We start from the raw sequence: 13,935 nt of genomic DNA, 5'->3' as shown, positions 1-13,935 counted from the left end.
ACTGCGCAAGACTATTTATGATAAAAGGTGCTAAGACCCATCTGTTCGAAATGAAAATACTCTGGATTGTCCGCTCGGACAGGTAGTTTTTTGTTTTATTAAATATCTGCTCAGATATATTCTTACAGTCTTTAAGCGTAGGATGCTCCAAGTTCATTTTTGATAAAACCAGAACTTTAAGCTGTGCAATTTGTTCAGTATTTGTCATACCGTTGTAATTTGAGTGCGTTTAACTAAATTAGTCTACCGGAACGTACCGATAGCTTTGATTGAAGATAGTGTTTTATATAGAGACCATCCATATTTACCAGTAGGAAGATTACAGAAATTGATTGTAAAAGCAATATATAAGCCCAGTTAAATTGCCGTTACCTTCTAAAGAAATTTTACATGAATAAGAAAATTTTGTTCTGGATGACGATCCAGTGGCGCTTTGTAGTTTCGGGGCGGTTCTTAGCGATGCCGGCTATAAGGTAAGGTGTATTGAGTCGCCCGAACTGGTTTCTTCGGAGATTGATAATTTTGTGCCTGATCTGATTATTTTGGCCATACGGCTGGGAAATATTGACGGCAGGGAAATCTGTAACAAGTTGAAGCATACTATGGCAACCCGGCACATTCCCATTGTAATGCTCACTGCATTGTCTCATAGGGAAATCAGCAAAATGGAATGTGAGGCTGATGCCATTATCGGAAAATCCCTTGAATCCGCAAATTTACTCCTGACTGTTGGAAATCTTTTGTTGGAAGTATAAGAACCCACAACTCGTTATGTGGGAAGTTTTCTCCAGAAATGCAACAGCTGATTTGAGCAAAATTTCAGTTTTTCGACGTTGAATTTGTTTTTGATAACTTTGTGAAGGGTTATTTATTTTATCCGCCCTGGCAGGAAAGTCTAGGTTGTTTATGGCAAGGTTTATTGTCAGTTCAGCAAGGCCATTGCCGGTCAATTAACTGGCTATCCGTTTTCATCACTAACTCATAGTAACACATTCCATGATCGGATTCCCCATTATATGGTTTACCTAACTTAGCAAAACCATGCCCTCCAAAAAACGCTGACTGATGAATAAGCCGTCGTTGAAAAAATAATCCCGCTCATATTTTTCATTTCCAAGAGTAATGGATCTTTTATTTGGGCTCTTATCCCTTTCTTCCTAAAATTGCAGTCGGTAAATGCTTCAGGTATTGCAAATTTGAACTCATCTGACTCGCTTGGGACCTGCGCTTTCTTGATTATCTTCTCTATGTATATGGTTAGTGATCTGGAGACTTCGCAAGCCATGATCCTATCATTTCGGACTTTCGAGTCCGTGTGTTTCGTTCGAGATTGACCATCTCAATATGTTGATAGTTGGTGTGTTTGCGAAGTGTCTAAGGTTTTCTTAAGCTGGTCAATCTGCTACGGAATTGCCTGCTCATTCGCGCCGAGCCCCAGATATTCCTTTGTGGAGGTTTCCAGCCCTGGGCTTTCTCTTATTCGCCAATATGTTGCGCCTCCCTTTTGAAATCAGGTTATTTATCTTGACAAATCGTTTTTCTTAAGGGCCTGAATATAATGTAGGGGTGATTTTCCGAACTCTTTTTTAAATGCCCTTGAAAAGGTAGAACTGCTTTGAAGCCCTGTCCGTTCAGCTACCTCATATAACGGAACATCCTCATGTGTCATGATCTTAATGGCTTTTTTCAATCTTGTGGTTCTGATAAAGTCGCCGACAGATTGATTAAATATGCTTTTGATCTTTTGATACAGCTTTGTTCTGCTGATGAAAAGGCTGTTACAAAGGAAATCAACATCTAAATCCGGATCTTTGATATTATTTTCTATTACATCTAAGAGCCTGCTGACAAATTCTTTATCTTTATCCGACTTTACAAGTTCAGTTGCTTCGCTCAAATAATTTTTGGCATACTTGTCTTTTAGTCTCTCTGATTGCTCAAACAGATTATATATCGTAAGAAGCAAAAGTTCTGCACTTAGAGGTTTTGCAAAATAAAAATCGGCACCGGATTCCATGCCGGCAATTTTGGCATCTATAGCATCCCTCGCCGACAAAATGATAAAGGGAATATGGCTGGTCTCAAACTTCTCCTTTATCAGCCTGCAAAATTCAATTCCGTTCATTCCCGGCATCATCACGTCACTGATAATCAGATCAGGAATATGTTCAATGGCAAGTCTTAGGCCATCGTTACCGTTTCCGGCCTGATAAATCTGATAGCTATGCTCCAGTGTTGATTTTAAGTAATCTAACAGCTCATCGTTATCCTCCACAATTAGGACCCGTTTTCCTGATTTTTCATTGGAAGAAAAAACATCGTTTCCCTTTTTTGCTGGCGGAACAAATATTGAATGATCTATAGGCTCAAGCTTGAGCTCCGTTATATTATGGCTTGATAAAATTTCGTTTTCGGAGTAATTCACCTTGCTGATCGGAATGCCGATCAGGATTTCGGTTCCCTGGTTCCTTTCGCTGTAAACATAAATATCACCCTTATGAAGTTCAGTCAGGCTTTTTACCAATGCCAAACCTATGCCGGACCCCAGATGCTCTGTACTGATGCGGTAATATCGGTCAAAAATTTTATGGATGGACTCTTTGGATATTCCTATTCCAGAATCATTGATACGGAAATAGATATGTTCTTTTCCGGCATAGCTCTCATTGATCAGCTTAAATCCTGTCTTGTAGGAAGGCTCGAACGTGTTTAGTTCCGTGAATGTTTCAAACAGGATTTCCCCATTTTCCGGGGTATATTTAAAAGAGTTGTTGAGCAGGTTGAAAAGAATTTTTTCCACTATCTGGATGTCCAGAAATCCTCTTAAGACCCCTGGACCGGTTTTGGCTGAAGAATGTCTGGTGGCAAATGAGATATTCTTTTTGCCCGCCAGTTCGTTAAACTCTTGTGCCAGGCCATTAACAAAATCATTGATTGCAACCTCTTGGACCTGAAGCTTGATAATCTGGTCGGCTACCTTTCTGAAGTTCATGATTTCACTGATCAGATTTAACAGCCTTTTTGCATTCCTGTACATCAGCTGATATGGATGTTCGAGCATCTCATTTAGGTTCTGCTTCATCAAGGTCTCCAGTGGTCCCAGTATCAAAGTCAGTGGTGTTCTAAACTCATGTGAAATATTGGTGAAAAACATCAACTGCTGCTCCGAAAGCTCTTCCTTATGCCGGTGCATCTCCGCTCTTCTCTTTTCATTTACTTCCCTGATCGCGATTTCTCTCTTGAGCCTGTACCACCTTGCCTGGGAAATATAAACAGCTGCCAGTCCGGTAAGGATAATGATAATATAGAATGATTTGGCTGCAGTCGATTTCCACCATGGTGGTGATATCAATATTGACGTTTCTGCAGTAATATCACTCCATGCCCCATCGTTGTTCGTTGCCTGAAGGATAAACTTATACGCCTTGAAATCCAGGTTGCTGTAGGCAGCGCTCGGGTTCTTCCCGTCAGTATACTTCCAGCCGCTGTCAAAGCCGATAAGTTTGTACCTATAACTGCATTTGAGCGGGTTTGCAAAATGCATAGCCGAAAAGAAAATAATGAAATTGTTCTGTTTATAGTCAATCCTGATTTGCTTTCCATATCCGATCGCATCGCTGCTCAGGTGAGCAGCAGAATTGGGGTCGTTATAGTCAGGTTTAAGATTGTTGATCAGGACATCTGTCAGAATGGGGCTTGCCATTATGGTATTGGGTTTGATCTCCCTTGGATAGAAATAGTTCAGGCCGTTGATCCCTCCGAAGTATAACTTTCCATCTTCGCCCTTAAAGGATGATCCGACCTTAAAGCTATTGCCCTGCAATCCGTCATTTTTGTCATATCGCGTTAATTTTCCCGTTTTTGGGTCCAAGCATTCCAGTCCGTTTCCACCCATCCATATATTTCCGTCATCATCGATTTCCAGACTTTCAACATCATTGAATACTCCGGATTTATCGTTATATATCTTTATAGAATAGGATTTGTCCCTATTCAGGTCAAGCCGGTTTAATCCGCCGCCGATGGTACCTATCCAGTAGGTATTGTCGTTCTGTTTACCGATGGGATAGGTGTAATCCGAACTTAAGGAATTTTTTTTCTCTGATCCCCGGTATTCAAAGGTTTTAATGATATTGCCCTGACTGTCAATATACATTCTTTTCAAGCCATTGGTACTCGATACGAAAAGCTGCGGCTTATTTTGATCTGCAAAAAAGAAATAACCCTCACCGTAATATCTGACTTTGAAACTGTCCTCACCGTCCCTGTATATTACACCGAATTTTTGGGTATGATTACCAAACCATATATTCCCATAGTAATCCTTGACCAGCGTTTCGATCACATAGGATGGGAACTTATCATAGCCCTTGGGCTTATAAAAGCTAGTGCGGTTCGGTGCGAGTATCTCTATTCCCGAATTTGTGCCTATCCATAAGTTGCCCACATTATCTTTGGTTAAGGCGGTTACCACATCATTTTTTATCTGGATGGCAGAACTGTATGTGTTATAAAAAGTAAAGCTTTTGGACTTAAAATTATATCGGTTTAACCCATTTCCCCCAGTTCCGATCCAAAGATAATCCCCCTCGGAGAAAATTGACCTCACAAAATTCCCGGATAGCGAATTCCGTGATCTGGACTCGTTTTTTAAGGTATAAAAAAGCTTCTCGTTGAGATCACAATAACTTACCCCTTTTCCAAAGGTACCAAGCCATAGGCACCCTGACCTGTCAATCATCAGTTTGGTAAAAGAATCTGAGATTAAGCTTTGGGTATTTTTGTTATTTACTACCTGAATGAGATCCATATTGGCGTCCAGTCTGATCAATTCCGTTCCCGTATTTAACCAGTAACCCCGCTTTTGATCCTGAGATATATTTTTTAGCCTTTTGATTGCAGGATGGGCAAATTGTCCTGTGACTTTTAACTCCTTATCTGTGTGTTCGGAAACCAGATAGATTTTGTTCAGGTCTGCTGTTATCAGGTTTTTATTCTTATCGATATAGACCAATGAGAGCCCCTGTCCGTTCAGCCCACTTATCTTGACAGGCTTCAGATGGTTAGTTTTATCAACCTTCCAGATCCCTTTATTGCTTGATAGATAGATTATTCCCCTGCTGTCTAGAAATATGTCAGAAAAACTGGTTTCCTTAGGTTGCTCTACCTTTAAAGGAATTAACAAGCTGTCCCTAACGATATATGTCTTAAGACAACCGTCAATCAGGCCATAAATCCTGTTACCTGATGGCTTGACCATTTTTCCGATGTAAGGAGACATCCCGCCCGTAATTTCCATTAAATCGTGATAACGCTCTTTTCGCGGATCAAAATACTGAAGGCCATCCTCGGTACCAAGCCAGATATTTCCCTCACTATCGGGATAAACGAAGCGTATCCTGTTCTTGTAGGCATTTTTTATGGGGTGGTTGCTGTTGTAATACTTTTTGACCGAATAGCCGTCAAATCTGTCAAGGCCAAAATAGGTAGCGATCCAGATATATCCTTTGTTGTCCTGTGCGATATCGTTGGCATCAGTGTGCGAGAGTCCTTCATCTACAGTTAGATGCTTAAAATTAAACGAATATGGCTGTGCTGAAGTTACGGAACTCCCGACAAGGAGAACCAAAAATATAAAAAGGGCCAATTTAGATAGCTTGGCTGCAATCAGGGTTGACCGGTTTTTTAAGCTCATTTTAAGTGTCTGGATTAGGTTGCTATGAAATTGTCGTAGAAGTGCTCTTTGAACATGCAATTTAATTACAAAACTTCAAATATCAGTTTCTTCTCTTGTCAATGTATTCTTCTGCTAAAAGTGGTCAGATAATTATTTATGACAAAAATGGGCTTATATGTTTAATAAAACAGTTTCCTCGTTGAAATAATGTACATGCTGCCAAAAAAAAAGCACGATTTGACAATCGGGTAGAGTCCTTAATTTGGGTACTTTGTAGCGGCCAGGTATTGGATGCCACATGCCTGGGGAAGGTATGCTATCTCCGGGTATGTTACAGGTAACACATGCTTAACATATTATATAAAATCGGGATAATTCTGATGATACACAAAAATAACCAAACCAATAATCAATTTCCTAAAGCCTTTATGTGCAAATTATTCCTTAACAAAACCATTTGGATACTCATTCTTCTTCTCGCGTCCCTTACTGATTTGGAGGCCCAGAACAAAGAGGGCAACTTTTTATCTGCTCGTGATACGGCATCGGTTCCCAAAGAGATAGAAGATCCTGAGAACATCGGGATCAACAAAGAACAGGCCCATGCAACATTAATGCCTTATGCCAGCTTAAAGCAGGCGCTTGCCGCAAACAGGCATGCCTCAACTTTCAGTAAAAGTTTAAACGGCATGTGGAAGTTTAACTGGGTAGACTGGCCTCAGAAACGTCCGGTCAATTTTTACAAGCCCGGTTATGACGTTTCAGGATGGAAAGAGATTAAGGTTCCATCCAACTTTCAGGTAGAGGGATATGGTACGCCTTATTACAGCAATTTCAATTATATTTTTCAGAAAGATTTCCCCAGGGTAATGAGTACGCCTCCCGAAAAATTTACCGCCTTTAAGGAGCGGAATCCGGTAGGAAGTTATCGCCGCGATTTTACAATCCCCGCAGAATGGAAAGGCCGTAGAATCTTTATTAGTTTTGATGGTGTAGACGCAGGTTTTTTCATCTGGGTTAACGGGCAAAAAGTAGGTTACAGCGTTAATAGTCGTAACGCTGCGGAATTCGATTTAACGAAATACCTGCAACCGGGCAAAAATACCCTGGCTGTAGAGGTTTACCGTTTTACCACAGGAAGTTACCTGGAAGATCAGGACATGTGGCGTTTGAGTGGTATTTTCCGGAATGTTACGCTTTGGAGCGCTCCCTTGCAGCATATCCGCGATTTCTTTATCAAAACCAATCTGGATAAGCAGTTTAAAAATTCCGAAGTATTGGTATCTACAAAAATCAGGAACTATGGTGCAAAGGCTACTAGACCACGAATTATTGATGCATCACTGTACAACGGACAGACATTGGTTTCCGGATCTGCGGACAAAAAAATAGTACCAGCTTTAAAACCTGGCGAGGAGGTAACAATAGATTTAAAATTTAACGTGAGCAATCCTAAAAAGTGGACTGCGGAAACACCCGCCCTTTACACGACGGTGATCAGGCTTAAGGGAGGACAAAATGATGTAGAGATCCTGTCCTCGAAGACCGGGTTCCGGCAGATTGAGATAAAAGGCAGACAGTTTCTTGTAAATGGTGTTGCCATCAAATTAAAAGGGGTTAATCGGCACGAGAACTGGCCTGATGTGGGGCACGCGGTAACAGAAGCACAGATGGTAAAAGACATCGTGCTGATTAAACAGGCCAACTGTAACCATGTCCGTACAAGCCATTATTCCAATGACCCCCGCTGGTACGAACTATGCGATGAATATGGTATCTATCTTGTTGCCGAAGCCAATGTTGAATGCCATGGCGCGATGAACGAATTTAACGATGAGCCGCGTATCAAAGCCGCTATCATAGACCGGAATGTCGCCAATACCGAAAACTTCAAGAACCATGCATCAGTAGTCATCTGGTCATTAGGGAATGAAAACGGCAGTGGGGGTAAAAATTTTAGGGCAGCATTACAGGCCATAAAGGATATCGATCCCACGCGCCCAACACATTACGAGGGTTTTGGTACAGGTAAAAATAATCCTGCAGATATCGACAGCCAAATGTATACCGATGTGGCAAGCCTTGAGCGACATGCGAATGACCAGAGCCTGCATAAACCTTTTTACCTATGCGAATATGCCCATGCGATGTTCAATTCAATGGGTTCGGTTGATATCTACAACGAACTTTTTGATAAATATCCTGCCTTATTGGGCGGTGCCATATGGGAGTGGCAAGATCAGGGGATTTATAATAACCGTGATCCAAAACATCCCATTACCGCATTTGGTGGTGGTTTTGGCGAATATCCTAATGATCAGTATTTTATCCATAAAGGCGTTGTTTTTTCAGACCGTTCGCCCAAACCGCACTTTCCTGAACTAAAACATGCCTACCAATGGATCAGTATTCGGGATAAAGACCTTAAAAATGGTATTATAACCCTTAAGAACCGCTATCAGTTTACCGATATCAGCAGCTTAAATGCCAAATGGGAGTTGACCGAAGATGGAAAAACGCTTTCTTCCGGCGTATTTATTACCGGATCAATCAGGCCGGGTGATGAAAAGAATATAAAAATTCCATATACATTCAATCCTAAAGCGGGAGCCGAATATTTTTTAAGGATTTCGTTTGACCTTTCGGCAGATAAAAACTGGGCAAAAAAAGGATATGAGGTTGCTTCGCAACAATTTGAACTTCCCGTTGCTCTCCCATCTGCAGCTGTTCAGGTTTCCGGCAGCTTGACCATGTATGATTCGAAAGAAAGCATTCAGGTTAAAGGCAATGATTTTGCTCTGGAATTTGATAAATCAAAGGGTACTTTTTCTAAAATGGAGAAGGATGGAAAAAGTATCCTCCAGGCTAATGGCGGACCAATGTTGCACCTTTGGCGTGCACCCCACCGTAAAGATGATATGTGGGCTTATCCGGATTGGGAAAAAAAGGGGCTGAAATCAATCAGTTGGGTAGCCAATGAGGTTAAGGCCACGCAGATCAGCAAAGGCATTGTCGAAATTAAAGTCGATCTTACCGGAACTGGTAAACAGGATTTTAAGGTTCACCACCATATCGTATATACTATTAATGGCAATGGAATGATAAACGCCGCAAACGATGTTGATTTTAGCGATCCGAAGTTAATACTGGCCAGAATCGGTGTCCGCCTGCTTTTGGACCCGGATCTAAATAAAGTGGATTACTTGGGCCGTGGGCCTATGGAAAACTACGCCGACCGGAAAAGCGGATTTGATATCGGTCATTATTCAAGCAGTGTGATCCAACAGATGACACCGTATGAGAAACCGATGGAAAGTGGGAACCACGAGGATGTACGATGGGCCAATGTTACGAATACCAGTGGCCTCGGCCTGAGTATCAAACGCGGAAAAGATCTTTTTCAGCTTGGCGTACTGCCCTACGGCGATGAGGAAATGGAAAATGTGGAATATAAAATCGACCTGCCCAAAAGCAAGGGAACAGTAATGTGTATAAGCCATAAAACACTGGGTGTAGGCTCTTGGGGCTGCGGACCAAAACCTTTGAAACCCTATCTTGTTTACGCAAAACCAACATCTTTTAGTTATCAGATCATACTTACCGGCAAACAATAAAGAACAATTTATACAGGTCCATAGCTAGCTATAGACCTGTAATTGTAATAAAATAGATAGCTAAGTCTTACCTCCGTGCAAATTCTTTTATCTTGTAAGCGCCGGATTTTAGGGCTGTAGAAGGCAACTAATTCTGAGGCGGCTACTATTGCTAATTTTAGACATCATGATTAAACGATTACTTTTCCTGTTTTTATTATTGGTTTCATATCCCGCTTTTTCGCAGGAAACCATAAGAACCTACCTTTCCGGGACAGATAAAGACCATACCAGACAATGGGACTTTTATTGTACTGGTGGCCGCAAGAGTGGGGTATGGAGTAAGATCCCGGTACCTTCCAATTGGGAGTTGCAGGGTTTTGGAAGCTACAATTACGGGCATGATAAGGATAAGGCAAAAGAGCAGGGGCTATACCGTTGCGAATTTACAACAGGTAAGATTACCGGAAAAAAAATATTCATTGTTTTTGAGGGATCCATGACCGATACCAAGGTTACGGTGAACGGGAAACTTGCGGGAGAGGTGCACCAGGGCGGTTTTTATCGTTTTAGATATGATATCACAACATTGTTAAAAGCCGAAGGCAAGAATAAGCTGGAAGTTACGGTAGATAAAATGTCGGCCAATGCTTCAATCAATAGCGCCGAGAGGAAAAGTGATTTTTGGGTTTTCGGCGGTATTTTCAGGCCTGTTTATCTCGAAACCGTTCCCGATAAGTTTATCGAAAGGGTTGCGGTTAACGCCAAGGCAGATGGTTCGTTTCAGCTCGATGTGTATGGACAGAACCTAGGAGCAAACGATGTGATCGAAGCCCAGGTGAAGAAATTAAATGGCGAAAATGTAGGCAAGGCGTTTTCCGTGAAAGCAAATCTAACGGATAGCATGCAAACCTTGAAATCCAGTATCCCGCATCCATCCTTGTGGAGTTCAGAATTTCCAAATCTGTATCAAGTGGTGGTGCGTGTAAAAAATAAACGGCAGACTATTCATCAGGTAAAGCAGAAATTCGGTTTCCGTACGCTCGAGGTACGTCGCAATGATGGCTTTTATGTGAATGGTGTTAAAATACTTTTAAAAGGGGTTAACCGACATAGTTTTTGGCCCGAAACTGGTCGCACATTAAGTAAAGCCGTGCATTTGATGGATGTAAGGCTGATGAAAGAAATGAATATGAACGCCGTCCGAATGTCGCATTACCCTCCCGATGCCGAATTTTTGGATGTTTGCGATTCACTTGGCTTGTACGTAATCAATGAACTTACGGGTTGGCAGGCCAAATACGATAATAGCGTAGGGCATAAGTTGGTGAAGGAACTTGTCATTAGAGATGTGAACCACCCTTCGATTATTTTTTGGGCCAACGGCAACGAGGGCGGTTTTAATACTGATCTCGATAACGATTATGCCATGTACGATCCGCAAAAACGTACTGTAATCCATCCCTGGGAGAAATTTAACGGAACTGATACCAAACATTATCCAGATTATAATTATATGGTAAAGGCGGCTACCTCAGGTAAGGAGGTTTTCTTCCCGACCGAGTTTATGCATGCCCTTTATGATGGTGGGGCCGGCGCTGCCTTAGATGATTTCTGGAACCAGATGATGCTCCACCCACATGGTGCAGGTGGTTTTATCTGGGCCCTGGTTGATGAAAATGTAATCAGAACCGACAAAAACGGTATTTATGATGGCGATGGAAACCATGCCCCAGATGGGATTGTTGGTCCCCACCGGGAAAAGGAGGGAAGTTTTTACGCGATAAAGGAAATATGGTCCCCGGTTTTTGTCGATCTGCCAAAAATTGATGAAAAATTTAATGGTAAAATCTCCATCGCCAACAGGTTCGATTTTACCAGTTTTAATCAATGTACTTTTAAATGGAAGCTTGTCAATTTCCCTTCCGCTAAGGATGTAGCAACAAAAGCAACTGTGAATGCAAGCGGATCTGCCATATCAAACCTAAAGCCAGGTATAAAGGGGATCCTTGATCTATCATTACCCAAATCATGGGCGCAGAGCGATGCCCTGTATCTAACAGCCTATGGTCCCGATCAAAAGGAAATATTTACCTGGAGCTGGCCGATTAAGGCCGCTCAATTCATTGCCCGAAAGCAAGAAACGACCGCTTCCAGTTCGGCTGTGACAGCTGAAGAAAAGGATCAGTCGCTTTTGGTTAAACAGGATGGTATTACCTATTATTTCGATAAAACAACTGGTTATATCGAAAAAGTGCTTAAACCCAATGCCGCCATTTCCTTATCAAAAGGTCCTTTATTGGCAGGCGTAAAGATGACATTGAAAAATTTCACCTTCAAGGCCGTTGGACAAAAATATACCGTAGAATCAGATTACGAGGGTGCTGGACATTTAAATGCAAAATGGACATTCGAACCCGGAAAATTGGTTAAGCTCGAATACCAGTTTAGCCAGCAGGGCGATGCCGATTTTATGGGCATTACTTTTAATTATCCGGAGGAGAAAATTACTGGAATGAAGTACCTCGGCCGCGGACCTTACCGTGTTTGGAAAAACAGGTTGAAAGGTCAACAATTTGGTGTTTGGCATAAAGATTACAACAATACCATTACGGGTGAATCCTGGGGCTATCCGGAGTTTAAAGGTTACCATGGCGAAGTAAACTGGGTGGTGTTCGAAAATAAGGAAGCGACGTTTACCGTTTACACTCCTGATCAGGACACTTACCTGCAAATGTACCGATCAGCCCGCGAGGCTGCTGCGTTAAGCAATAACAATGTGGAGCCCGCTTTTCCAGATGGAAGTATCGGTTTCTTAAAAGGCATAAGCGCAATCGGTACCAAGTTTCAGTCGGCCTTAGTGATGGGCCCGCAAAGCCAAAAGTACAAAACAGATGGCAAAACCTTTAGCGGTACCTTACTTTTCGACTTCATCCATTAAACGATACAACTAAAACCTATAATGAAAAACATACCGTCCCATAAAACTGTTTTTAAGTTATTTTCAATGCGCCGCGCAATTGCTGCTAATGGCATACTTTCGGCAATGCTGATCTTGCCAATGCTGGTTGCGGCACAAAAGAAGGCCATAAATAAAAAAGAAGTAACTCCGGCAATTTCGGTAGGGGTCCAGGTCATGGCCTCGAACATACAGGCACCTACGGCAATCGTTTTTCCAGATAATGGACAGGCCTGGATTACCGAACAGTCTGGCAGGATCAGGGTTGTACAGCAAGGAAAATTGCTCGATGAACCTTTAATCGATCTGAAAGATAAATTGGTCAAACTCAATAACGGTTACGAAGAACGCGGTCTGCTTGGTATCGCACTCCATCCTGCATTTAAAAAGAATAAAAAAGTTTACCTCTATTACGATATACCCTCGGTTAAAAAATCCAACCACACCGGTGTGCTGGCAGAATATAAACTGGCGGAAAGTGGGAATAAAATAGATGTGGAAAGCGAGCACATCATTTTAACCATTGAAGAACCCGATGGAAACCACAACGGCGGGTGTTTACAGTTTGGCCCTGATGGTTACCTTTATGTCTCTTTTGGAGATGGCGGCGGGCAGGGAGATCAGCATGGTAAAATTGGCAATGGGCAGGATATGAATACCTGGCATGGTAAAATATTGAGGATTGATATCGACGCCGATTCGGGTTATAAAGTGCCTAAAGATAACCCATTTGTTGGTAAGACCAATGTTAAGCCCGAAATATGGGCCTATGGTTTCAGAAATCCATGGCGCTTTTCTTTTGATAAGGCTTCAGGACAGTTATTTGCAGGAGATGTTGGGCAATCTGCCTGGGAAGAGGTGGATATTGTAAAAAAGGGTGGTAATTATGGTTGGCGATTAATGGAAGGTACACATTGTTATAATCCTGATAAGGGCTGTAAGATTAAGGAAATGATTGCACCCATTGCGGAATACCACCATAGTGAAGGGGTTTCGATAACAGGTGGTTATGTTTACAATGGAAGCGAAAACCCGCAGATCAAGGGCAAATATATTTTTGCCGATTGGACCGGTAGGGGCTATTATCTCAAACAGGTAGGAAGCAAATGGACAAGGGGCAAATTGTCTTTCACCAACATTGCCCAATACGCTAAAATAACAGCTTTTGGTGAAGATCCCTCAGGCGAACTGTACGTGTTGATCAATACCGATACCGGTCCGGAAAACAAAAATGGTAAGGTGTATAAGATCGTGAGATAAAATAATTAAGTTTCAACTCTTAAAGTCTGCTTCCCCAAAAAAACCTCATAGAGAAATACATAAAGTGCATGCATTTAATTGGAGTTTAATATAACAACTATCATGAATTTTACAATTTTTTCCTGCTCCGGCAGGAGCTTTCCTTAAATGTTTGCCCGAGGACCAAAGGTGACCGACACTTTGCAAATGAACGTATCGAATTTCCTAATGTGTACTGCATAGTGGTCAAGTTTTTAGGTCTGTATTGATTTATTATGTGATCTTGGCTTATTGCAATAATTCTATCTCACTACAGTTTTACGATAAGCGACCTATCCTGCAAGTGTTAGCGGAGGAAATGTTGCTCTGAGCCGGGCCTTGTTCTTTGGGGTTCCGGTCGGTAGCTTATTTATTGCCAGGGAAATTTAAGAACCCTGGACATGCACCGAATTTTTTCAGTCTTGTTA

General features: G+C 41.9%; 5 protein-coding genes. 4 read left to right on the top strand and 1 reads right to left on the bottom strand.

The window, feature by feature from the left end; all coding sequences use genetic code 11:
* Positions 1–410 precede the first annotated feature (410 nt).
* Positions 411–755, top strand: a complete 345-nt coding sequence (locus EZ449_RS23455) for a response regulator (RefSeq protein WP_131557282.1) — start codon at positions 411–413, stop codon at positions 753–755.
* Between the two features lie 764 nt (positions 756–1,519).
* Here the strand turns inward: EZ449_RS23455 and EZ449_RS05980 are convergent.
* Positions 1,520–5,695, bottom strand: coding sequence for a hybrid sensor histidine kinase/response regulator transcription factor (locus EZ449_RS05980; protein ID WP_131557065.1), 4,176 nt, complete (start codon positions 5,693–5,695; stop codon positions 1,520–1,522).
* Between the two features lie 362 nt (positions 5,696–6,057).
* Here EZ449_RS05980 and EZ449_RS05975 point away from each other — a divergent pair, with 362 nt between their 5' ends.
* The 3 genes from EZ449_RS05975 (at position 6,058) to EZ449_RS05965 (ending at position 13,489) form a co-directional block, all read left to right on the top strand.
* Positions 6,058–9,291, top strand: coding sequence for a glycoside hydrolase family 2 TIM barrel-domain containing protein (locus tag EZ449_RS05975; protein ID WP_205942951.1), 3,234 nt, complete (start codon positions 6,058–6,060; stop codon positions 9,289–9,291).
* A gap of 166 nt (positions 9,292–9,457) precedes the next feature.
* Positions 9,458–12,211, top strand: coding sequence for a glycoside hydrolase family 2 protein (locus EZ449_RS05970; protein WP_131557064.1), 2,754 nt, complete (start codon positions 9,458–9,460; stop codon positions 12,209–12,211).
* A gap of 21 nt (positions 12,212–12,232) precedes the next feature.
* A complete protein-coding gene (locus tag EZ449_RS05965) occupies positions 12,233–13,489 on the top strand; it encodes a PQQ-dependent sugar dehydrogenase (protein WP_225872243.1) in 1,257 nt (418 codons plus the stop codon).
* The last annotated feature ends 446 nt before the right edge of the window (positions 13,490–13,935 follow it).

The organism is Pedobacter frigidisoli (genome assembly GCF_004331675.1).
Taxonomy (GTDB): Bacteria; Bacteroidota; Bacteroidia; order Sphingobacteriales; family Sphingobacteriaceae; genus Pedobacter; species Pedobacter frigidisoli.
Note: the sequence above shows the minus strand (reverse complement) of the source record. Positions and strands in the feature narration are given on the sequence as shown.